We start from the raw sequence: 21,889 nt of genomic DNA, 5'->3' as shown, positions 1-21,889 counted from the left end.
AAGAAACGCTTTTAGACTTTTGTTACTCTGCTGAAGATTTGAAAGAAGAGTTGGAAGTTTACACATTTGACCAAATTCTAGAATATATTGATTTGGCAGTTAATGCAGTTCTTGAGAACGATAAGTTAATCAATTTAATCGAGAGGAGAAATTGTATGAGTGGCAAAGAAATACTTTCAGCATTCAGAAACGATCTTAGCAACTATTCTCCAGAGCAACTAACACATATTCACGAACCAGGCGTTTGGTCGATTGGGCAAATGTATGACCATATTATTTTAGTAGCACATGAGTATCTCGACAATGCAGAAGCTTGTGCTAGGTTAACAAAAGAACAGCCTTTAGGAAAAACTCAAATGGGTAAGCAGTTAATGAAAGATGGAGGATTTCCGCCTGTCAAAATCAGACTTCCGGATGAAATGAATACCCCTCCTAACAATACGGATAATAAAGAAGTGCTCGCTAATAGAATCGACAAAGTGATTGAAAGACTAGAACAGTGGGAAGTGGATATAGATTTAGTAAATCCAAATTACAAGATTGAACATGGAGGATTTGGCTGGTTAAATGCAAAGGAATGGGTTGAACTAGTTGAAATGCATTCTCGACATCACCTGCGTCAACAAAAAGAGCTAGAGCGTTATATTTAACGAAACCAATTGAAAAATCTTGTTATTTTCTCTGCATCTCAAAAAGCCGCTAATTAAATTGGTGGCTTTTTATAGACTGTTATGAGTGAAAAGTTAAGGGGGGAAACAATTGAGATTTTATGTGGCATCAAGTTTTAAAAACAAAGAACAAGTAGAGTATGTTAGTCATCAATTAACAATGAAGGGATATGTGCATTCGTACGATTGGACGAAAAATGACCGTCCGACAACTTTAGAAGCATTAACAGAGATCGGAATTAAAGAAAAAGAAGCTGTGATGAATTCAGATATTGTGATTGTTTTGCTGCCAGGAGGAAAAGGAAGTCACATAGAATTAGGAATGGCAATTGCTGCTCAAAAGAAAATTTTTTTGTATTCTCCGGATACTGACATTGATGATTTAGCATTAACAAGTACTTTTTATCAGTTGCCAGAAGTTCAAAAAGTAATCGGAACGCTAGACGACTTACTAGAAACCGTTTGCTCAAAATTCCAAATGAGTACTCAGGAGAAAGTGGGAATAGGGAGGGAGGTATGATCATGAAATATGATTTAAAAACGAATAAAAAGAATGCGAAGGAATTTTATGAAATGGCTTATATGGGCAAGCCAGCTGAAGCTGTTCAAAGATATGTAGGGAAAGAATACATTCAGCACAATCCGGATGTCGAAAATGGCAAAAAAGGCTTTATAAAATATTTTGAGAAAATGCATAAAGAATTTCCCGACAAAAGTATTGATTTTGTTCGGGCGATTGCAGAAAACGATTTAGTGTCCCTTCATACCCATCAAGTTTGGCCAGATGAAGAAGAGTATGTAACTATGGACTTTTTCCGTTTTGATGAGCAGGGAAAAATTGTAGAGCACTGGGATGCCATTCAAAAAATTCCACAAACCTCGAAATCAGGAAATCCAATGTATTAGTTGTGGAGACAAATCATTAGCAAGTAGATGAACAGATTACACGTTACAGACGACAATATTTCGTGCTGAGGTGGAGTTAATGAACCAATTGGAAGGGAAAATCGCGATAGTAACAGGGGTAAGTCGACTTCAAGGGATTGGAGCCGCGATTTGCCGAGAATTAGCAAAAAACGGTTGTCATATCTTTTTCACTTACTGGACAAAGTATGATAAGCAGATGCCTTGGGGGCTGGAATTAAACGAGCCAATGAGCTTAAAAGAAGAGTTAAAGAAAACAGGCGTAAAAGTAGCATGTGAAGAAATAGATTTAACTCAATTTCATCATTTAGAATCCCTTTTCGATAAAGTGTTAGAAGATGTAGGAGAGCCGGACATATTGATAAACAATGCAGCTTATTCCACTAACAATAACTATAAAAATTTGACTGCAGAGGAACTTACTCAGCATTATATGGTGAACATTGGAGCTACCACGCTGCTCAGTAGTGGTTTTGCCAAGCGCTTTAAGAAAAAAACAGGCGGAAGAATTGTCAATATTACTTCTGGTCAGTTTCAAGGGCCGATGCCAGGAGAACTAGCCTACGCCACTACTAAAGGGGCCATTGATGCATTAACCATAACTTTGGCTGCAGAAGTTGCTCCGATCGGAATAACGGTCAATGCGATAAACCCAGGTCCAACTGATACAGGGTGGATGACTGAAGAAATCAAGCGTGAATTGGAGCCGAGCTTTCCTTTCGGTAGGCTAGGCGAACCTAAAGATGTTGCGAAAACGATTAAGTTTTTAGTAAGTGATGATGCGGAATGGATTACAGGTCAGATTATCCATTCGGAAGGGGGATTTAGAAGGTAAATTTTTGCTGTATAAATATAAAAGACGTGTAGAAGGGTGTATTGCGCCTTCTATACGTCTTTTTATAAAAGGTAAAAAATATGTATTATTAGATTCAGTTAATTTCCAGTAAAAAGAATATAAGATGCTAAATAGAAAAAAATTTGAAATTTTATGTCTTAATTTTCAGATAATATGGTATTATAGAACTTATAATAGGAATTTATGTAGGTTTATAGTGCTGGTTCTGAAAATTACTATTATTAATAGGTCAAAAGGCTTTGATAGGGGCTTTTTAATTGTCTGGCCTGGTTGACGCTAGTTAGTGGTATTCAGTTAAACAGAGCTGATGCTAATAGTGTTTTACCGTTAAATATACACATTAAAATAATAAGTAAAAGAAGGGTGATGAGAATATGAATGTAAAGGGGAAAAAAGTAACGCTTCGTGCGCTAGAGAGAACAGATATGGAAGAATTGAGAAGTTACTATAACGATCCAGCAATAGCACCCTTACTTGGAGGCTGGACGATTCCGATTTCTTCTGAACAACAAAATCGGTGGTTTGATCGATTAGAATTTGATAACCGAAATCTACGCTTGGCAATTGAAACAGAAGAAGATGGGTTTATCGGCATCTCAAATATTTTAAATATCGATTACCGAAATCGTTCTGCACATCATGGAATTTTAATTGGTAAAAAAAATATGAGAGGCCACGGTTATGGACGCGATACAGTCATGACTACGATGAAATATGCATTTGAAGAACTTCAACTTCACCGCTTAGAAGGAGATATTCTAGAACACAATGTTCCTTCGTATAATTTATTTATGAAAAAATGCGGGTGGGTGGAAGAAGGCAGAAAACGAGATTATGCATTTCGTAATAACCAATATTACGACCAAATCATTGTGAGTATTTTAAAAACGGAATATGAACAATTATGCCAAGAACTCGGATACTGGAAGACAGAGAGTTAAAATCTTTTGAGAGTCGTTTGTTTGGAGGAGAAGAAATGTCGTTGAAACTAAAAGGAAAAGTAGCCGTAATTACTGGAGCGGCAGGAGATCTTGGGAAGGCTATTGCAGAGATTTTCTTAAAAGAAGGCGCGAAAGTAGCTTTGGTAGATCGCGACCAGCAAGCTCTTTTCAGTTGTGAAAGTTCACTAACCGATATTGGTGAAGTGTTTGGAATAGTGGCAGATGTTACTTCTGAAAATGATGTCGCTTCTTGTGTAGATAAAGTCATGAGTAGATGGGGAAGAATAGATGTATTCGTCAATAATGCGGGAATTTTAGGGAAAGTTGCTCCTTTAGTCGAACAAACTGTTGAAGATTTTGATGCGATTTTGAATATCAATGTCAAAGGAGTTTTTCTGGGGTTGAAAAAAGTGATGCCTGTTATGTTTAAACAAAAAAGTGGCAGCATCATTAATACCTCTTCTGTTTCAGGGTTGATGGGCAGTAGTGGAAATTCACTTTATGCTGCTTCGAAACATGCCGTTGTTGGTTTGACAAAGACAGCAGCTTTAGAAGCAGGATACCACTCAGTTAGAGTGAATTCGATTCATCCTGCGCCACTCGATTCAACCATGATGAGAAAAAATGAAGAAGGGATAAATCGTGAAAATCCATCAGAAGTCAGAAAAGTCATTTCTTCTCGTATTCCTCTAGGAAGATACGGGGAAATGTCTGAAGTAGCAAAACTGATTTTGTTTTTAGCAAGTGATGATTCGCAATTTATTACAGGCAGCCAATATCGAATCGATGGTGGTATGGGCGCGCGTTAGTTATCAAACAGGAAGAAATGCTTTTCTAAGCGTTAAAGTAAAAGGGGATGAGGTCATGAAGGTAGGTATTATGCAGCCGTATTTCTTTCCTTATATCGGTTATTGGCAACTTATCAAAGCGGTAGATAAATACGTTGTATATGATGATGTGAATTATAAAAAAAGAGGCTGGATCAACAAAAACAACATATTAGTAAATGGAGAAGCAAAACCAGTTTCTTTAAGAACGTTTAAAGTCAGTCAAAACAAACGAATCAATGAAATTGAAATTGATCATGATCTTGTTTATAAAAAAAAGCTACTGAAAACCATTAAAGAAGCGTATAGTAAAGCACCTTATTTCCAAGAAGCTTATAGTGTAGTTGAAAAAATAATAAATCAAAACGAACCCAACTTGGCGGCATATCTAGCGAATTCGATAAAAGAAATCTGTGCGTATTTAAACATACGGACTGAAATTATTCTTTCTTCTGAGTTAACAAAAAATGAACATCTGAGAGGACAAGATAAAATCTTAGAAATTTGTGGACTTTTTTCAGCGGAAGAATATTTAAACGCTGCTGGAGGACTTTTGCTTTATTCACCGCTGGATTTTCAAACACAAGGAATCGAGTTGAAAATCATTAAGACCAATCCTATTAGTTACCAGCAAAAAGATGTAAGAGAGTTTGTTCCTAACTTATCAATTATTGACGTTATGATGTTTAATAGTCCTGAAGAAATTGATGCTATGTTGGATGATTATACTGTGCTGAATAATTTTTCTAATCTACTTCAAACCAGTACGAGTGGTTAAACTGACATATATAAACAATGACAATAAAGGGTGAAGGGTTATGGGAAAAGATGTTTTAGTAAGTGTAGATTGTTTAGCATACAATCATGAAGATTTTATAGCGGAGGCAATCGAAAGTTTTTTAATGCAAAAAACAAATTTCAAATTTGAAATTTTAATCAATGATGATGCTTCTACCGATAAGACAGCTGCCATCATCAAAAGGTATGAAGAAAAGTATCCTGATTTAATAAAGCCGCTCTATCAAAAACAAAATTTGTTTTCTCAAAGCGCTACAATGCTTCAAATCAATCAGCGCAGAGCAAAGGGGAAATATATAGCCATTTGCGAAGGAGATGACTTCTGGACCGATCCATACAAATTACAAAAGCAAGTGGATTATTTAGAAGCAAATCCAAAATGTGACTTATGTGTTCATTCGGCTTATCAATATTCAGAAGCTTTAAATAAGGTCGTAGGAAAAGTAAGACCAAGTCGGAAAAGTCGAGAATTTTCTGCAGAAGAAGTTTTTTTAGGTGGAGGCGAGCTATTTCCAACCAATTCGATGGTGTATCGTCGTGAAAAAGCTGATAATGTACCCTCTTTTTATTTCGATGCAGGGTTTGGAGATTATCCTTTAGCGATCCACTTAGCGCTTCATGGGCAAGTCCATTATTTGGACGAGCAAATGTCTGTGTACCGTGTAGATGTAAAAGGAGCATGGTCTGAAAAGACATTAACCAATACGATAAACGCAACAAAACAAAATGATGCAACTGCAGACTTATTAGACAAGATTAATCACCACACAAACTTCCAATACGATAAAACAATTGAGAGAACAAAAAAGAAAAATCATTTCTATTTGTTAATAAGACAGCAAAAATTCAAAGAAGTCTTTAATAAAGAGTATGCTAGGTTTTATGTCGAACTCGAATTTATAAGACGAATTTGGAAAAAAGTGTTGAAATCTCACTACTATATGAAAGATAAGGCTGATTTTGATTTAGTGAAACCGCGAAAAAAGTTAGCTTGAACAAATTTTCACGCAAAAGGTAGTTATAGCACTACGTAGTTATAGCACTACACCGAGCACCTTTGTTTTATTTGATTGACATGAGTACATCATGAAATCGAATAAAGTGAAGGTGTTTTGCTATGTCATCAAGATTGTTTGTTCAATTTAATACTATGTAAAAAATTTCATATTTTTTTATTTAAAAAGTAATTATTTGAAATGTTAATAACGTATACTGTAAGTAAAGAAGATAATTTATTAAAAGTAAGATAGGCATGCTATTTTTAAAAAATTTTTACAAACACAGCTGAATATCTAGGAGGAACTGCATGCGGAATTTAAGAGAAAAAGGAATAAGGTATAAATATTTAAAGTTAACCTTTTCTTCGGTACTTATTTGTACGTTAATGATAATTGGGATTTATTTTTATATGCACGAGCAACAACTCGAATTAGAAGCTGAATATACAGAACTGAGAGAAAAGCAGGAAACGTTTAAAGATCTTTCTCGGTCATTAAACCAACTGTTTTTTAGAACTAGAGGATTTTATGCTTTTCAAAATGAAGCAGAATTGGATATGGCTTTTACAGAACTAGAAACCTTAAAAAGTGCCATAGCCAAAATGAATAATTTATCCATAACGCGACAAGAAAAAGTTCAAATTATCGATTTGAGTAATTTTGTTAGTACTTTTGAAAAAGATGTATTTCCTTTAGCAATTGCACTAGTACGTGACGGAGATTATGAAGGGTTACGAGAATTATCTAACGGCGGTACAAACTCGACAGTAAATGAGTTTGTAAACTTTTCTAAAGAATATGAGGCTGTTACAAAACAAGCTTTACAACAAGTAAATGACGATATGTTAGCAAAATCTGAAAACTTGTCTTTTGTGTTGATTTTACTTTTTATTCTTTTGTTTATTATTACCGCCTTAATCATTTTACGAGCACTCAATGATATTGTGAAGCCAATCGAAGGCATGCGTGAATCGATAGAAGGGTTTGTAAAAGGAGAAGAATTAACTTATAAGCCGCTTAAACGCTCAGATGAACTAGGGATTTTATCCATGACTTTTCACAATATGATCAATACAATTCAAACCAATCAAGAAAAACTTACTTCTCAAAATGAAGCATTGTTGCTGAATAGAGGCGAATTACAGGAACAACAATTCAAATTAAAAGAGTCGTTACAAGAAACAGAGCAAACAAAAGATCGATTGATTCGATACAACGATTTAAATCATATTTTGTCTTTTACATTAGACAAACAAAAACTAATTGATGCAACGCTCGAGTATTTTAGCGAAACTTACAAAATCGATACAGGCGCACTATGGCTGCCTAGGTCTAGAGAGTATGCGTTAAAGGGATACACGCCTACAATGTTTAAGCAGTTAAAAGAAGAGCGCATTGAATATCTTTTAAACCGATTAGAAGAATGTGATTCATTCACAGTCAAAAGAGAAGCACAGTTAGAAAAAGGGTTCGCAATAGAGACGGTATATATCCATGATTTATATGCGGCAGTGAAAAATGAAGACCAAGATACCGTAGCGTTAATCGGACTATCTCGTGTGGGGAGAACTTTCTCGACAGAAGAAGAAGTAGATATTAGCGGGTTGTTAAAACGTATTCATTTGGCAATTGACCGCATTCAATTATACGATGCTGCTGTACATGAACGTACACTCAATGAACGAATCATTAATAACATCAATGAAGGCATTCAGTTTATTTCGAAGAATGGAGATATGGTACAACACAATGCTACCATGTGTACAATGTTGAATTGCGGGAGTGGCCCGCTCGATGCTTCTGTTCCTAAAGGAATATGGATCAAGAGAATGGCTGAACAAACCACAGCTCCTGAGTTAATGTACAAATTCTTAAGCAATTGCATACAAATAAAGGATAAGGAAGCCAATACATTCCGGTACACTGTGAAAGAACCATATGAACGTGTTATTGACGTATATAGTACACCAGTAATTGTAGACGGTGAAAAAACAGGAACCATTTTTGTGCACAGAGACATTACACGAGAACACGAAGTGGATAAAATGAAGTCAGAACTTGTTAGTACTGTCAGTCACGAGCTTCGCACGCCATTATCAAGTGTTCTTGGATTTACTGAGTTATTGTTAAACAAACAACTAAAACCTGAAAAGCAAGAACGCTATTTAAAAACCATATACAAAGAAGCCAAACGATTAACCAACTTAATAAACGATTTTCTGGACTTGCAACGAATGGAATCTGGTGACCAAGTATATCGGATGGATAAATTTCCAGTAAATGAGTTGATTATTGAAACAGTTGAAAAATTCCGTACGCAAAACATGCATTCAATTATTTTTGTAGATGATGCTTCGGATGTCATTGTAGCGGGAGATCGTGAGCGTATAGCTCAAGTATTGATGAATTTAATCGGCAATGCTATTAAATTTTCTCCTCAAGGTGGCAATGTCACCATTTCAATGAAAAACGACTTAAACAAGTTGTGTGTATCAATAAAAGATGAAGGAATTGGCATTCCGACTGAAGATATACCGAAATTATTCTCGAAATTCCAACGTATTGATAATAGCTCAAGACGTAAAATTGGTGGCACTGGTCTTGGATTGGCAATATGCCAAGAAATCATTCATCAACATGATGGGGAAATTTGGATAGATTCAGCAGAAGAACAAGGTACAACGGTACACTTTGAATTGCCACTTGTTGCGGAACCTCAAGAGTATACAAATCATGAAGGGACAGAAGAAAGTCCGCCTGTTATGATTGTAGAAGACGACATGAGTTTAGCACTTTTACTTTCAGAAGAGTTAAAAGTTAATGGATTTAAAGTGATTTATCATACCAATCCAAAAGAAGCATTAAAAGAAGCGATACGTACACCGCTTGTCGGTGCAGTAGTTGACATTATGCTAGGCGAAGAACTAGATGGCTGGGATTTAGTTGATATGATGAAAGAAAATCCTTTAACAAAAGATATTCCAATTGTGATTTCATCAGCTTTAGATCCATCGTCAGATGCACAGAAGATTAATAAAATCAGCCATTATTTAACGAAACCATATGCACCGACAAATTTATCGACAGTCATGAAAGAATTATTGGATTCTCAAAATCGTGATGGGGCCATTTACTATGCATCAAAAGATTTTCAAGGAACAGAAGTGTGATTTAAAAATTCAACCAAAAAACGTACAAGTCCTACATGGACTTGTACGTTTTTTTATGATGCCAATATATTCTCAACCAGTGATAATAACTCCATCGGACTAAAAGGTTTAGACATAAAGAAATCGGCTCCTTTTAAAATGGCTTTTTCTCTATCCGCATCTTGTGCTTTAGCTGTTAACATCAATACTTTCGTATCGTTTTGATCTTTTCTTACTTCTTCTAACACTTCTAAACCCGTTAAGTGGGGCATCATATAGTCGAGAACAATTAAGTCATAATCATTTTGTCTAATTTTTTCTAGCGCTTCTTTGCCATCCTCAGCTTCTTCAATTTCGAAGTCGTCTTCCAAAGTATCAGCTATTAAGATACGTAAAATATCTTCGTCATCTGCTATTAGTATTTTTTTCATAATGATTCGCCTCCTATTTTAAGTAGAAATTCCTTTACGTTTCATATCGCCCCAATGAGCTTTTTTGTGGAAAGCCGCGAAAATCCCCTGGACTCTCCATATAACCATAAGCGGACGATACCAAAAGGCTTCTGTTAAAGCCCAAAAATAGAGACGCATTAAATGCGAAATTCTTGGATATTTATGAAGTGTTAATTCTTCTAATAGAACTGCTAATGCTGAAATAAGAGAGCCATACAAAATCGTTACTACAAACATAACTAAAGCCACATTCGGGTCAATTAATGAGAAAAAGAACCCACCAAAAATCATGAAATAGCCTAAAAGCTCAAAAACAGCACCAAGTAACTCGATGAACAAAAAATAGGGCATAGACAGCATACCGACAGCACCATATTTTGGGTTTAACATCATTTTCCGATGAGTCCATAACGTTTCAAATAACCCTCGCTGCCAGCGTATGCGTTGGGAGCGGAGTACTTCTAACGATTCAGGTGCTTCAGTCCAACAAACTGGGTCAGGGACGTATTCAATTCGTTGTTTCGATTTTTCTTCCCTGAGCAGGCGGTGCAGTCGTACCACCAATTCCATATCTTCGCCTACGGTATTTTTGTTATAGCCTCCTGCTTGGATCACACGTTCTTTGTTAAAAACACCAAAAGCACCAGATACTATAAGCAGGATGTTGAGTTGACTTAAAGCTAAACGACCTATTAAAAATGCACGGAAATATTCAACGATTTGCATAATCACAACCGGATGTCTAGGGAGGTCTACAACTTCTACCTTACTTCTTGAAATGGTAGAACCATTTGCGATCCGGACAGATCCACCCGTTACAATAACCTGTCCATCAGACTCAATAATAGGTTTCATCGTTTTGATAAGCCCATCATTTTCTAAAATAGAATCGCCATCAATTGCACAAAAATAAGGAAAAGCAGATAGATTAATACCCGCATTCAATGCATCAGCTTTTCCGCCATTAGCTTTCTTAATGAGGCGGACATATGGGAATATAGATGATTGATAAATAGCGACAATTTCTGCAGTAGGGATATGCGTTCGAAAGGCAAAAGGAATTTGAACCATTTTAAACTCTTTAATCATTTCCGCAGATGTCATATCTTTCGAACCATCATCGATAACAATGACTTCTTTTTGAGGGTAGTCTAAAGCTAATAAGGATCGTACCGTGCTCACAACACCCACTTCTTCGTTATAAGCAGGCACCAGAATTGAAACGGGATACGTATTTTGGTTTCTTAAAAAAACTTCTGTAGATTCACGATGAACTAGGTTGTTTTCGTTTTTTACTTTTTGGAACGCAAGAGCAAAGAGACCTAGATAACTTAAGCTTGAAAAAAGTAAATAAGCAATGATAAAAGAAGATAATATTAAGAAAAAGCTGTTCATCATTCTTCACTTCCTAAAAGGGAGGCTTCCCATTGAGTCGCCATGTCTCGCGCATAGCGATCTGGGTGAGTGGCTGATAAATGACTCAGTAAAATATCACCATCTGCAAACTGTGTTAACGCTTCGGCAGATGAATAACGAACCCACCAAACAGAATCACCAAGTAGTTCACTCAAAACTTCTTGGAATCTAGATAATTGAAGCTTTCCAGCAATGCGTGCTGCAAACATTCGCTCTTGCCAAGAAGTCGAATGGAAAAAAGGTATTAACAAGCTTGGTGAGGAGATGTATTGCAAATGCTGGATAGATTTTAAGGCTTGGATTCTGAGTTCTTCATCATCACTTAGTAATTCTTCTTCAATGCGAGGAAGAAATCCCATTAATCCAGTCATGCCGATATAAGAAACAGCAGCATGCTTCAGTACCTTATTGTTATGTCCATGTTTTAATGCAGCATCTAGTTCTTCTAATTGAATATCTAATTCTAACCTTTTAAAAACATCGATGTACAAGCGAACAGGTGCATCGGCGTAGCGGGCAAGTGCTGATAGTGTCATAGGTTCGTTTAATGAAGTTAAAGTTCGAATAAGTTGTTGCGTTTCTAAATTTAAGCGAAAAGATTTTTGTAGCTTTTTTTTAAGTAAAGGAGAAAGTGATTTCATATGAAAATCTTCAATGAAATAAAGGGTGTTCATCCGAATTGCCCAATTATTACACTTGAGTTGTTTTTTATAGCGTTCTGTTAAATATTTCTCGGATAATTGTGAGACTTGTGAAGAAGTGACGCTTCCTTTAGTAATAGCTACATAGTGATTTAGCAAACGTTCTAAAACAACTGATTGGTTAGAGACAGTGTCGATTTCTTTAAGAAATCGATCATCAGTTGGATCCATCATATAAGAACTGAATGATTCAGTTAACCTGTCGTACTGCTGGCTAATTGTTTTTTCTTTATGGTTCATTAGTAGTTTGCGTAAAGATAAAGCCCCCAATAGAAATACTTGGCTCAAAAATAAGAAGGCGATCAGTGCCCAAAAGAAATAGATATTCATTTAAATAACCTCATTGTTAGTCGTTGAACACGCGCTACAACTTCTTGTGCATAAAACGGCTTAAGTATGTAATCATCTGCTCCACTACGCAGAGCAAGAACAATGTCCGATTCATTTGAACGTGAAGTAAGCATAGAAATGACTATATTTTCATTTGGGTATTGGCTTCGTACATGATGCAAAACTTCTAAACCATCCATTTTTGGCATCACTCCATCAAGTAAAATCATGTAGTTTTGTTCTGGTTTGTACCAATCAAACTCGATAAAACTGACGCCATCCGCAAATTCTTCTATGGTTATATCAAAGTCATCAGGTTTCCAACCTGCAAATTGTTTTGAAATGAGTTTACGAACTAGAGAATCATCATCAACTATAATGATGTTAAGTTGTCGTCTCACATCATGTGTAGAAATCTCATATAAAATAGTCTGGTTACGACCATTTTTTTTCGCTTGATACAAAGCTTGGTCAGCTTTATCAACTAAAGTGTCTTGTTTTTGACGATATTCACTAATTCCTGCAGAAAATGTTACTTGAAATGGGTTTTTGGATTGGTCCGTGAAAGTAATTTTAGTCAAAGCTAAACGAATTTGTTCAACTAAAGATATTGCATCTTTTGCTGTAGTATCAGGAAGGATTAAAGCAAACTCTTCACCCCCGTAACGGAAAAAGTAATCCGCTTCTCTTTTTGATTTCAACAGCAGTTGACTGAAAGACTGTAAAACTTCGTCCCCTATGGGATGTCCAAAGCTATCATTAACTTTTTTAAAATGATCTAAATCAAATAAAACAAGTGTGAATGTTTTTTTAGTTTTCTCGGATAAAGTAGTCATTTGTACCAAGACATCATTAAAGTACTTTCTGTTTCCTGCGCCTGTTAACTCGTCATATAGTGTTTCTTGCAGAATCATTTGTTGCTGACGCAGACGATTTAACACATAAGGTACAAAAAATAACATATTCAAAGGTGTGGCAAGAAAATCAGTTGCCCCGATTTCCATCGCTTTTATGTGATGTTCAATTTTACTTTCTGAACTGACAATCGCAAGAGGTACATACTGATCTTTAGCAGACTCATGTATTCTAGAAACCAAATCGAACCCATCTATGTCTGGCAGATGTAAATCGACAATAACCATTTGAGGTTGAAGAGTATAAAATAATTCAATTCCTTTTTTTCCATCAAGTGCTATGACTACTTGTATGCCATGTGCTTGCAAGGATTCTTTTATATAGGTAGCTAATTCTGCATCAGAATCAATAACTAATACAAATAAATCATTTGTAGGGATCTCTTTGTTAAAGTTAATGGCTTTTTCAGGGCTTACTAAAGGATTTTCCTGGGTAAAGTAGCTTCTCAAAGTAGACATTAAATCTTGCAAAGAATGAGCTGGGAGTAAAATGTCACTGTCCTCAGCAAAAAACGCTAATTGTTCGCCACAAAAATCAGACAAATCCATTAATCCAATCGTACCTGAAGTACCTTTCATCGTATGTAAAAATCGGTATATCTCTCGTTCTGAGATCTCTTCATGCTTAGTCCATTTCGCAAAATCTTTTTCCATTCGGTCAGAGAGCAAAGCTCTGTAATTTGTTCGGGACATATCTTTCACCTACTCAAAAAAAATTATCTATATACTTCCACTATACTATATAAATTCCTATTATGCGTTTCTTGGTAACTATGAAACCGTAACTATTATGTGAAACCTGATTAAGTTTCACGTTTCGAGCACGAATAGACTAAAGTTTGCTAAATATGGGATGTAGCAAATGTCGCACGTGGAAAATTAGCTTGTGTATGTAATAACTACTGCGTGCAATAAATAGGGAGTATATTATAATGGGTTATACCTTTTAGTTAAGAATTCAACAGCAAAAACAGACCGTAGGAGGAAGTTTAATGCAAGAACCAGTAATTATTGTCGGAGCAGGTTTAAGCGGCTTGCGTGCTGCGTCCTTGCTCATGGAACAAGGAATAGCCTGTAAAGTGATCGAAGCAAGAAATCGAATTGGAGGCAGAGTGTTAAGTGCTTCTGTACGAAACCAAGAAAGTTTAGGGAGATTTGATCTTGGACCGACCTGGTTTTGGCCACAGTACGAGCCAAATATTTCAGACTTTGTGAAAAAGCTGGGTTTAGAAACTTTTGTTCAGCAAAATGATGGTGATTTACTAGTTGAACGTTTTCAAAGAAAACCTCCTGAACGCTGCAAGATGCAAGAAAACGTTCACGAAAGAGGCGTTCGGATTACGGGAGGAATGCAATCGTTAATAGATGCATTAGCCAAAACAATTCCTTCGTCTATTATTGAGCTTGAAACGCGGGTTAAAAAGATTTGCTTGAATCCAGCAGGCAAACTAACAGTGGAAGTGGAAAAAGCTGAAGGAGAGAGACAACAACTTTCAGCGGCAAATGTCATTTTGGCATTGCCGCCTCGTCTTGTAGCAAATCACATTGAATTTTCACCCGATTTGCCTGCAGAACTTATGGTGGATATTACAGAAAAGCCAACATGGATGGGGTCACAAGCTAAAGCAGTTGCTGTGTACAATCGACCATTTTGGAGAGAGTCAGGATTGTCAGGTCTGGTGTTAAGTTCAGCAGGTCCACTGCAAGAAATTTATGATGCCTCGCCAATTGACGGAGCAGGTGCATTATTTGGGTTTTTTGGTATAAATTCAGAAGTGCGACATCAAATGGGGCAAGAAAAAATTACGGAATTAGTTACCAATCAATTGATTAAGCTTTTTGGCAGTGAAGCTGAAAATCCACTAGAAATCCTGTACAAAGATTGGTCGAACGATTCGGAGACGGCAGTTGTAGAAGACTCGAGTCCATTTAAGAATTATTTGAGTTATGGAGAACCACAGGTAATTGGGGTTTGGGAAGAGAAAATAATATTTGCAGGGACAGAAACAAATGCTCAATTTAGTGGGCATCTTGAAGGAGCGCTTCAGTCTGCTGAAACGGCAGTCGATAAAATAATGGCCTTGCGAAAATAGTTTATTTGGTTGTCTTATTATTTAATGTGGCGGAAAAAAAGTTCCTATTTTCTTTCAACTAGCTAAACGTAAAACACGGTTGTTACTCGTGCTGACTAATATAGGGGATTATCAAACTAGAAGTGGCTATTTAAAATTAAAAAGAGAGACTGAATAATTTCATCATCACTTATTTCACATCAAAACCTTCTGACGTTAAAACAGTTCAGAAGGTTTTTTGTTGTTTACTTATTACTATGAAACTCCTCTAAAATTTTCGTGCGGTGTATTTTCGATATAAGTCCAAACTCCATAAACAACGATGGCCCTGATTATCGAAAAAATAGTCAAGTAAAATAGGAAATCAATATCTACCGCTTTCGTAATAGTTGGTTTGCTAAGTGAATCTGTAGCTGAGCATGTATAAGTTATCCAAGGTGGTTTGTAATCTAAAAATAGCATCGTCGTGATCGCTGCGACTAAAAAACCAACAACGAGCGATAGAAATATTTGATTCATCAAGATCAGCTCTTTTTAAAGTCAATATTAATGTGGGAGATTCATATGAATTTGTAATGAGTCTAAGTGCTCGGATAATTTGCATATTTATAGTATAATATGAATGATTATAGAAATAGTTCCTTCTAAAATTGCGGATGTAAATAAAAGAAATGTCATTTTAAAAAAAGAAAAAGTTGTTGAATTATCAGAATTGTAAGATACATTACTTTTTTATCTCTTGCTGTGATGTATATTAATAAAAAAAGGAGTGAGAAAAATGGTAGCACCTCAACAAACATCTAGTGTTTCTAACTATTCCAGCGTTGTGAAGGCTTCACTAATCGGGAGTACAGTAGCGGGCATATTGTTCGGGATCTACATGCAAATCATGGGTATGATACCTATGATTGCATCTATGGTCGGAAGCGATAGTTTAGTGCTCGGATGGATTATGCACATGATGATTAGTTGGATTTTCGGTCTAGGGTATGGCGCAATGACCCTTTTCTCATCTCGTTACTATGTACTTGGGGTAATTCATGGAGTGCTTATTTGGATAATTGGCCCACTTCTTGTCATGCCAATTATGATGGGTATGGGGCCGATGTTTGGACAAATGTTTGCGAGTGATCAATTGATGAGCTTGGTTACACACTTAGCATTCTCATTAATTCTAGCAGTCGTATTCAGTAAACTTGTTCATAAACATGCATGAAATACAGTGGAAAACCTTTCAAAAGCTACCTAGAGACATTTAGGGTAGGTTGGGAAAGGTTTTTCTTTACTAAAGTGTTGTTTCTTTAACGGTGGGTTTCTACTAACAACTTTAGTCCATAATGATTTTTTTTATTTCGTCTGCTTTTATGGAATAACCGAAAAGAGTTTTCTTAAGTAGGCCCTCTTTTTTTAACTTACTCATTAAAAGAGAAATGGTTTCTCTAGAAGAACCTACCATAGTAGCAATGTCTTCATGTGTAATTCTCATATTGATCGTTTGCCATTCCTTCTCACGCTTCCCGCTTTTTTCGCTCATTTTTAGTAATAAAAACAGCGTGCGATAGCGAATGTCTCCAAGCGCTATTTTTTCGCTAATATCATGTGTTTCTTTTAATTGGTTCGATAATATTTGAATGAGTTTAAAGGAAACGTCAGGTGTGGCCCGTATAAATGCCTCGAATTTTGCTTTATCCATCGTGCATAAATAACAGTCAGTCATGGCTTCGGCGTATGTTTCTTTGTCTGTCAGCATAAAAGATTCCGTTTCACCAAAGACATTTCCATCGATTAAGATGTCTGTAGTAAATTGCTTTCCTTGTGCGGTCATTCGATACAAGCGAACTTGCCCTTTTTTAAGAAAAAACAATACATCAAGTGGCTGTTCAGGTATTAAAATTTGGGTACCTTTTTTCATAGGCGTCATCGTACTGTTTTTGTCAATTACTTTAATATCTTTCATAGGCAACTCATCAAATAGATTTATTTGCGAAAGGAGTGTCAATTTATCCATGTTTAAATCCTCCTCTTCTCGTCCTAAAAAACTGTGTCTAGACTCTATTCTTTTTATCCTGCCAGGGTGTAACAAGTGTAAAAAAGCCGAGAGCAAGCTGCGGGAACTAGGGGTTTCATATCAAGTTTATAACATTTTCGAACATCGTGCATTGTTTCAAAGTGTGCCGGTAGAGAACAAGAACCAAGGGTTACCACTGTTAAAGATGAAAGAAAATTATTATTCATTAAATGAAGTGTTGGAATGGAACAAACAGCCTGTCAGTCTATGCAATAAATAGGTTGTTCAAATAACTTATAATAGCGGTTATTTTCCGCGTTAATCAGATTTATTTGCTCAGCAGGAATCTGCTCTATGATTATCGAATATTCTAAAAAGAACAATAATTATAATTTTCATCTATTAGCAGTTAATTACACAATAGAAACATGAGTGAAAATTGTGGAAAAGGGTAATAAAAAATATACCGCCAAAGCAAGTTTGGAAATTTGAATGTTCTACTACAAAAAGGAGATGCCATTGATGCAAAAGAAATTTGATTTAATCGTAATTGGAACAGGGTCAGCTGGTACGGCAGCAGCCATGAAGTGCAAAAAAGCTGGATGGGAAGTCGCAATCATCGACTCAAGACCATTTGGAGGTACTTGCGCATTAAGGGGATGTGATCCGAAAAAAATATTGGTTGGAGCGGCAAACATAATAGATAGCGTCGACCGCATGAAAGGAAAGGGAATTACAGGTGCCCCGACAATAAACTGGAACGACTTAATGGAATTCAAGCGGACGTTCACGGAACCTGTACCTGAAAATCGATTGGAAGGTTTTCAAAAAGCTGGAATTGTCACGTTTCACGGAGAAGCTTTTTTTGTCGCTGAAGACAAAATTCAAGTTGGAGAAAATGAATTGACTGCGGAAAAGATATTAATCGCAAATGGCGCAAAGCCAGTTACATTACCCATAGACGGGGCAGAACATCTTACAATGAGCGATGAATTTTTAGAACTTGATAAGTTACCGGCGAGATTAGTTTTTGTAGGTGGTGGTTACATTTCGTTCGAATTTGCGCATATAGCAGCACGAGCAGGTTCTGAAGTACACATCATTCATAGAGGAAAGCGACCACTTGAAAATTTCGAGGCGGATTTGGTGGACGTGTTATTAGAAAGGTCGAAAGAAGTCGGCATTCATATTCATCTGGGCACGGAAGTAAAGTCTATCGAAAAAATAGATTCGTCTTTTAAAGTCATTGGTGAAAATGGTTCTGAATCACTTGAACTAGATTGCGACCTTGTTCTACACGGAGCAGGAAGAGTGCCAAATATTGACGAGATGCAATTGGAAAAAGCAAATGTAGAACGTGAACCCTCGGGCATTACGGTGAATGATTATCTTCAAAATGTTAGCAATCCACGTGTTTATGCGGCAGGAGACGCGGCGGCAACAGAAGGACTTCCCTTAACGCCTATTGCTTCAATGGAGTCTCACGTAGTCGCATCGAATTTATTAAAAGGCAATCAAAAAACACCAAGTTACAAAGTCATGCCAACAGTTGTTTTCACCATCCCCAAATTAGCAGCTGTAGGACTGTCAGAAGATCAAGCAAAAGAAAAAGGTTATAACTATAAAGTTCTGCAAAAAGACATTTCAAGTTGGTATACCTATAAACGGACGAATGAAAAGCATGCAATGGTAAAAGTTATCATTGATGAGGATTCTGACCAAATACTCGGTGCGCATTTAATAGGCCAAGAAGCAGATGAACTTATCAATCATTTTGCATTAGCGATTCAATTTAATTTAACAACTTATGAATTAAAACAGATGATTTTTGCCTATCCAACTGCGGCTTCTGATATTGCTTCAATGCTTTAAAGTCGTACCAAAATACAAACAAAAAATAGGGGGAAAAAACATGAATAAAAAATTAGTGGGAATGACCTTAATCGCTTCATCAGCTTTATACGGATGTAGTTCTGGAGAAGAAGCAACTGAGCCGTTAGTAATTGGCGGCAAGCCTTGGACTGAGCAATATATTTTGCCTTATATTTTGGGTGAATACATAGAGGCGAATTCTGACTACACCGTTGAATACAAAGACGGTTTAGGGGAAGTGGCAATTTTAACACCAGCTTTGGAAAAAGGCGACATTGATATGTACGTTGAGTATACCGGTACAGGATTTAAAGATGTTTTGAAACTTGAATCCACCCCGGGACAAACTTCTGAAGAAGTTCTTCAAGCGGTTCGAGAAGGATATGAAGAAGAGTTAGGGGCAACTTGGTTAGAACCGTTAGGATTTGAAAATGGCTATACATTAGCCTACTCGAAAGAAAGTGGATTAGACGTCGCAACTTACTCAGAACTAGCTGAACTTTCTCAATCACAGGACGTTGCTTTTGGCGGCCCGCATTCTTTTTATGAACGACAAGGGGACGGCTATGATGCTTTGACAGAGGCATATAACTTTAATTTTTCCGCTACGGAAAGTTTTGATCCTTCAATCATGTACGAGGCAGTGAAAAATGGAGATGTCGATGTGATAACGGCGTTTACTACCGATAGCAGAATAGATTTATTCGAGTTGAGCACAACAAAAGATGATTTAAACTTTTTCCCGAAATATGATGCCGTACCAGTTATCCGCATGGAGACGCTTGAAGAATATCCTGACTTAGAAGAGCTATTAAATGAACTTGGTGGTCAAATCAGTGCAGAAGAAATGTTGGCGATGAACTCTAAAGTAGATGTGGATAAAGAGCAGCCAGAAGACGTGGCTCGAGAATTTCTAATCGAAAAAGAATTGATTGAAGAATAGAGTAGCTTCTTAACATGTAAAGTAAGCAGAAAATTTTTAGTAGGTAAGGGGAGTTATTCGATGAAAGCAATAGAAAATACATCTATAGCAGAGCGCTTTGCAGAAATAAGAGGCGTTACGATGAAACTAATCGAGCCTTTAGAAACAGAAGATTTTATAATCCAATCTCACGAGGATGTGAGTCCAGCTAAATGGCATATCGCTCATACAACATGGTTTTTCGAGCGTATGATTTTAAAAGAGTTCAAATCGAATTATGAAGAATTCAATCCAGCTTTTGATTTTTTGTTTAATTCATATTACAACACGATTGGACCTTATCAACCGCGTCACCAACGCGGCGTGCTATCACGACCCACAGTAGATCAAGTTATTGAATATCGCAAATATGTGGATCAGCAAGTGTATAACTTACTTGATGAATCAGCTAGTGAAACAAAAAAAGAAATAGAAGCTTTACTATATATGGGACTTCAACACGAACAACAACATCAGGAATTGATCTTAATGGACATAAAGTACAACTTTTTTGTTAACCCCCTTTTACCTACTTATGCACAAACAAAAAAACGAACACTAAGCAAAACGCAGGAATCGCAGTTTGTTGAGTATGATGGAGGGTTGGTCGAAATTGGTCATGATGGCGATGGCTTTGCGTTTGATAACGAAAGTCCGCGCCACAAGGTTTGGCTTGAACCTTTCAAGTTGGCAACAAAACCTGTAACTAATGGAGAATTTCTTGAATTTATAAATTCCGGAGGCTATGAAAAACCGGAATATTGGCTTTCGGATGGGTGGAGTATTGTTAAAGAGCATAATTGGAAAGCACCACTTTATTGGCTGAAAGATACAGAAGAAAAATGGCAAATCTTTACCTTAGCAGGCATACAAGACCTAGAACTTGATGAACCGGTGAGTCATGTGAGTTTTTACGAAGCAGATGCTTTTAGCAGGTGGAAAGGCAAAAGGTTACCTACTGAAGCAGAATGGGAATATGCTTCTCAAAGCGTTGCTATTCGCGGAAATACGATGGATGATGGAGTTTACCATCCGGTGGCAAGTAGCGAGGATTTACAAAGTTCATCGCTATCAAAAATGTTTGGAGATGTATGGGAATGGACTGCTAGTGCCTACTCACCATATCCTGGCAGTAAACCGTTAGAAGGCGCATTAGGTGAGTATAATGCGAAATTCATGTGTAACCAAATGATTCTTCGTGGAGGTTCGTGTGCAACGCCTGTAGATCACATTCGGAAAACTTATCGAAATTTCTTTCCTCCAGAGAAAAGATGGCAATTTAGTGGTTTTAGGTTGGCAGAAGACCAAAGTTAATGTTGGACTTCCTCTTATATAAGTTAAAAAGCAGACAACCGTCTATCGGTTTGTCTGCTTTTTTTGTTTTATAAATAATTCGCATTTTTTATTGCAATTTCTCAAAAAGAGAGTATTATTCCTTAATAGACATTGTATATCCATAATGGATATTGAAGATAGATAAGGGAGAGGTGTTAGTTTGCAGTTAACTAAAGGGGTAGAACAAGCAATTTGTATTATCGTGTTATTAGCTACACAAGAAAGCAGCGCGCCGCTTGCTTCCGATGAAATTAGTAAGAGGCTAGGGGTATCACCTTCTTATATGAAGAAAATTACAAGAAAGCTAGTTGTGCAAGGAATTGCTGTGTCTGTATCTGGGAATAACGGAGGCGTTTCTTTGGCAAAATCAGCAACCGACATTACAATGCTAGACGTTATTGAAGCGATGGAAGGGCCAATCAAGATTTACCCAGATACGGGTTTAATTCGGCTTGCTTTTAAAGATGGTGAATATGCAAAAAAAGGACAAGAGATTCTTCAAAATGTCTTTGCGCAAGGAGATCGATTATTAATCGAATATCTCTCGAAAGTAACCGCAGCAGACTTATTAAAAGAAGGGTTAGGCATGTCTAACTTGCCAACATTAAATTGGAACCAAGAAACCTTAAGTGATGTATTGAACAAAGAACAGGATGATCAAAAGTGA

The 21,889-nt window shown here is 36.7% G+C and carries 22 protein-coding genes; 16 read left to right on the top strand and 6 right to left on the bottom strand.

The window, feature by feature from the left end; all coding sequences use genetic code 11:
• The first annotated feature begins 155 nt into the window (after positions 1-155).
• The 9 genes from BCM40_RS09475 to BCM40_RS09435 all read left to right on the top strand — a co-directional run bounded on the left by BCM40_RS09475 (position 156) and on the right by BCM40_RS09435 (position 9,182).
• Complete coding sequence (locus tag BCM40_RS09475; RefSeq protein WP_065526127.1) at positions 156-650, top strand: DinB family protein; 495 nt, start codon at positions 156-158, stop codon at positions 648-650.
• Between the two features lie 109 nt (positions 651-759).
• Positions 760-1,188 (top strand): nucleoside 2-deoxyribosyltransferase, encoded by a 429-nt coding sequence (locus BCM40_RS09470; protein ID WP_065526128.1) that lies wholly within the window; start codon positions 760-762, stop codon positions 1,186-1,188.
• Between the two features lie 2 nt (positions 1,189-1,190).
• On the top strand, positions 1,191-1,574 hold the full coding sequence (locus BCM40_RS09465; protein WP_065526129.1) for a nuclear transport factor 2 family protein: 384 nt from the start codon (positions 1,191-1,193) through the stop codon (positions 1,572-1,574).
• 79 nt (positions 1,575-1,653) lie between these two features.
• The gene (locus BCM40_RS09460) at positions 1,654-2,427 is read left to right on the top strand and encodes an SDR family oxidoreductase (RefSeq protein ID WP_065526130.1); all 774 of its coding nucleotides are present in this window, start codon (positions 1,654-1,656) and stop codon (positions 2,425-2,427) included.
• 395 nt (positions 2,428-2,822) lie between these two features.
• Positions 2,823-3,389, top strand: a complete 567-nt coding sequence (locus BCM40_RS09455; RefSeq protein ID WP_065526131.1) for a GNAT family N-acetyltransferase — start codon at positions 2,823-2,825, stop codon at positions 3,387-3,389.
• Positions 3,390-3,424: 35 nt separating this feature from the next.
• Positions 3,425-4,198: an SDR family NAD(P)-dependent oxidoreductase gene (locus tag BCM40_RS09450; RefSeq protein ID WP_065526132.1), complete on the top strand. Its 774-nt coding sequence runs from the start codon at positions 3,425-3,427 to the stop codon at positions 4,196-4,198.
• A 55-nt stretch (positions 4,199-4,253) separates the two neighbouring features.
• Positions 4,254-4,994, top strand: a complete 741-nt coding sequence (locus BCM40_RS09445) for a WbqC family protein (RefSeq protein WP_065526133.1) — start codon at positions 4,254-4,256, stop codon at positions 4,992-4,994.
• Positions 4,995-5,034: 40 nt separating this feature from the next.
• Entirely contained in the window at positions 5,035-6,009 is a 975-nt protein-coding gene (locus BCM40_RS09440) for a glycosyltransferase family 2 protein (protein WP_065526134.1), read from the top strand.
• A gap of 311 nt (positions 6,010-6,320) precedes the next feature.
• Complete coding sequence (locus BCM40_RS09435) at positions 6,321-9,182, top strand: ATP-binding protein (RefSeq protein WP_065526135.1); 2,862 nt, start codon at positions 6,321-6,323, stop codon at positions 9,180-9,182.
• A gap of 53 nt (positions 9,183-9,235) precedes the next feature.
• Here BCM40_RS09435 and BCM40_RS09430 read toward each other — a convergent pair whose 3' ends face one another.
• The 4 genes from BCM40_RS09430 to BCM40_RS09415 are packed head-to-tail and all read right to left on the bottom strand — an operon-like array spanning position 9,236 to position 13,667.
• A complete protein-coding gene (locus tag BCM40_RS09430; RefSeq protein WP_065526136.1) occupies positions 9,236-9,592 on the bottom strand; it encodes a response regulator transcription factor in 357 nt (118 codons plus the stop codon).
• Between the two features lie 18 nt (positions 9,593-9,610).
• The gene (locus BCM40_RS09425) at positions 9,611-11,008 is read right to left on the bottom strand and encodes a glycosyltransferase family 2 protein (RefSeq protein WP_065527699.1); all 1,398 of its coding nucleotides are present in this window, start codon (positions 11,006-11,008) and stop codon (positions 9,611-9,613) included.
• On the bottom strand, positions 11,008-12,060 hold the full coding sequence (locus BCM40_RS09420; RefSeq protein WP_065526137.1) for a HEAT repeat domain-containing protein: 1,053 nt from the start codon (positions 12,058-12,060) through the stop codon (positions 11,008-11,010). The genes BCM40_RS09425 and BCM40_RS09420 overlap by 1 nt, the downstream gene beginning before the upstream one ends.
• The gene (locus tag BCM40_RS09415; RefSeq protein WP_065526138.1) at positions 12,057-13,667 is read right to left on the bottom strand and encodes a diguanylate cyclase; all 1,611 of its coding nucleotides are present in this window, start codon (positions 13,665-13,667) and stop codon (positions 12,057-12,059) included. The genes BCM40_RS09420 and BCM40_RS09415 overlap by 4 nt, the downstream gene beginning before the upstream one ends.
• A 299-nt stretch (positions 13,668-13,966) precedes the next feature.
• Between BCM40_RS09415 and BCM40_RS09410 the strand changes: the two genes are divergently transcribed.
• Positions 13,967-15,067: a flavin monoamine oxidase family protein gene (locus BCM40_RS09410; RefSeq protein WP_065526139.1), complete on the top strand. Its 1,101-nt coding sequence runs from the start codon at positions 13,967-13,969 to the stop codon at positions 15,065-15,067.
• Between the two features lie 234 nt (positions 15,068-15,301).
• On the opposite strand, the gene BCM40_RS09405 is transcribed toward BCM40_RS09410, so the two are convergent.
• The gene (locus BCM40_RS09405) at positions 15,302-15,565 is read right to left on the bottom strand and encodes a hypothetical protein (RefSeq protein WP_065526140.1); all 264 of its coding nucleotides are present in this window, start codon (positions 15,563-15,565) and stop codon (positions 15,302-15,304) included.
• Between the two features lie 259 nt (positions 15,566-15,824).
• Here BCM40_RS09405 and BCM40_RS09400 point away from each other — a divergent pair, with 259 nt between their 5' ends.
• Positions 15,825-16,262 (top strand): hypothetical protein, encoded by a 438-nt coding sequence (locus BCM40_RS09400; RefSeq protein ID WP_065526141.1) that lies wholly within the window; start codon positions 15,825-15,827, stop codon positions 16,260-16,262.
• 111 nt (positions 16,263-16,373) lie between these two features.
• Here BCM40_RS09400 and BCM40_RS09395 read toward each other — a convergent pair whose 3' ends face one another.
• Complete coding sequence (locus BCM40_RS09395) at positions 16,374-17,054, bottom strand: Crp/Fnr family transcriptional regulator (RefSeq protein ID WP_065526142.1); 681 nt, start codon at positions 17,052-17,054, stop codon at positions 16,374-16,376.
• Between BCM40_RS09395 and BCM40_RS16605 the strand changes: the two genes are divergently transcribed.
• From BCM40_RS16605 to BCM40_RS09370, 5 genes are all read left to right on the top strand, one after another.
• The gene (locus BCM40_RS16605; RefSeq protein ID WP_065526143.1) at positions 17,053-17,334 is read left to right on the top strand and encodes a glutaredoxin domain-containing protein; all 282 of its coding nucleotides are present in this window, start codon (positions 17,053-17,055) and stop codon (positions 17,332-17,334) included. The two genes, BCM40_RS09395 and BCM40_RS16605, sit on opposite strands and share 2 nt — an antisense overlap.
• A gap of 242 nt (positions 17,335-17,576) precedes the next feature.
• Positions 17,577-18,926 carry a dihydrolipoyl dehydrogenase family protein gene (locus BCM40_RS09385; protein WP_065526144.1) on the top strand — a complete coding sequence of 450 codons (1,350 nt, stop codon included), beginning with the start codon at positions 17,577-17,579 and terminating at the stop codon, positions 18,924-18,926.
• Between the two features lie 40 nt (positions 18,927-18,966).
• The gene (locus BCM40_RS09380) at positions 18,967-19,869 is read left to right on the top strand and encodes a glycine betaine ABC transporter substrate-binding protein (protein WP_065526145.1); all 903 of its coding nucleotides are present in this window, start codon (positions 18,967-18,969) and stop codon (positions 19,867-19,869) included.
• Positions 19,870-19,929: 60 nt separating this feature from the next.
• Complete coding sequence (egtB, locus tag BCM40_RS09375) at positions 19,930-21,201, top strand: ergothioneine biosynthesis protein EgtB (RefSeq protein WP_065526146.1); 1,272 nt, start codon at positions 19,930-19,932, stop codon at positions 21,199-21,201.
• A gap of 181 nt (positions 21,202-21,382) precedes the next feature.
• Complete coding sequence (locus tag BCM40_RS09370; protein ID WP_008428653.1) at positions 21,383-21,889, top strand: RrF2 family transcriptional regulator; 507 nt, start codon at positions 21,383-21,385, stop codon at positions 21,887-21,889.

Source organism: Planococcus donghaensis (assembly GCF_001687665.2).
Lineage (GTDB): Bacteria > Bacillota > Bacilli > Bacillales_A > Planococcaceae > Planococcus > Planococcus donghaensis.
The sequence above is the reverse complement of the archived record's forward strand: the minus strand, read 5'-3'. Positions and strand labels throughout refer to the sequence as shown.

Bases quoted from the DNA above. Each gene is read 5' to 3' on its own strand.
- BCM40_RS16605 (WP_065526143.1), top strand. From the start codon at position 17,053: ATGTTTAAATCCTCCTCTTCTCGTCCTAAAAAACTGTGTCTAGACTCT.
- BCM40_RS09465 (WP_065526129.1), top strand. From the start codon at position 1,191: ATGAAATATGATTTAAAAACGAATAAAAAGAATGCGAAGGAATTTTAT.
- BCM40_RS09420 (WP_065526137.1), bottom strand. From the start codon at position 12,060: ATGAATATCTATTTCTTTTGGGCACTGATCGCCTTCTTATTTTTGAGC.
- BCM40_RS09440 (WP_065526134.1), top strand. From the start codon at position 5,035: ATGGGAAAAGATGTTTTAGTAAGTGTAGATTGTTTAGCATACAATCAT.
- BCM40_RS09415 (WP_065526138.1), bottom strand. From the start codon at position 13,667: ATGTCCCGAACAAATTACAGAGCTTTGCTCTCTGACCGAATGGAAAAA.
- BCM40_RS09460 (WP_065526130.1), top strand. From the start codon at position 1,654: ATGAACCAATTGGAAGGGAAAATCGCGATAGTAACAGGGGTAAGTCGA.
- BCM40_RS09405 (WP_065526140.1), bottom strand. From the start codon at position 15,565: ATGAATCAAATATTTCTATCGCTCGTTGTTGGTTTTTTAGTCGCAGCG.
- BCM40_RS09410 (WP_065526139.1), top strand. From the start codon at position 13,967: ATGCAAGAACCAGTAATTATTGTCGGAGCAGGTTTAAGCGGCTTGCGT.
- BCM40_RS09450 (WP_065526132.1), top strand. From the start codon at position 3,425: ATGTCGTTGAAACTAAAAGGAAAAGTAGCCGTAATTACTGGAGCGGCA.
- BCM40_RS09385 (WP_065526144.1), top strand. From the start codon at position 17,577: ATGCAAAAGAAATTTGATTTAATCGTAATTGGAACAGGGTCAGCTGGT.
- BCM40_RS09435 (WP_065526135.1), top strand. From the start codon at position 6,321: ATGCGGAATTTAAGAGAAAAAGGAATAAGGTATAAATATTTAAAGTTA.
- BCM40_RS09395 (WP_065526142.1), bottom strand. From the start codon at position 17,054: ATGGATAAATTGACACTCCTTTCGCAAATAAATCTATTTGATGAGTTG.
- BCM40_RS09430 (WP_065526136.1), bottom strand. From the start codon at position 9,592: ATGAAAAAAATACTAATAGCAGATGACGAAGATATTTTACGTATCTTA.
- egtB (WP_065526146.1), top strand. From the start codon at position 19,930: ATGAAAGCAATAGAAAATACATCTATAGCAGAGCGCTTTGCAGAAATA.
- BCM40_RS09400 (WP_065526141.1), top strand. From the start codon at position 15,825: ATGGTAGCACCTCAACAAACATCTAGTGTTTCTAACTATTCCAGCGTT.
- BCM40_RS09455 (WP_065526131.1), top strand. From the start codon at position 2,823: ATGAATGTAAAGGGGAAAAAAGTAACGCTTCGTGCGCTAGAGAGAACA.
- BCM40_RS09445 (WP_065526133.1), top strand. From the start codon at position 4,254: ATGAAGGTAGGTATTATGCAGCCGTATTTCTTTCCTTATATCGGTTAT.
- BCM40_RS09425 (WP_065527699.1), bottom strand. From the start codon at position 11,008: ATGAACAGCTTTTTCTTAATATTATCTTCTTTTATCATTGCTTATTTA.
- BCM40_RS09380 (WP_065526145.1), top strand. From the start codon at position 18,967: ATGAATAAAAAATTAGTGGGAATGACCTTAATCGCTTCATCAGCTTTA.
- BCM40_RS09475 (WP_065526127.1), top strand. From the start codon at position 156: ATGAGTGGCAAAGAAATACTTTCAGCATTCAGAAACGATCTTAGCAAC.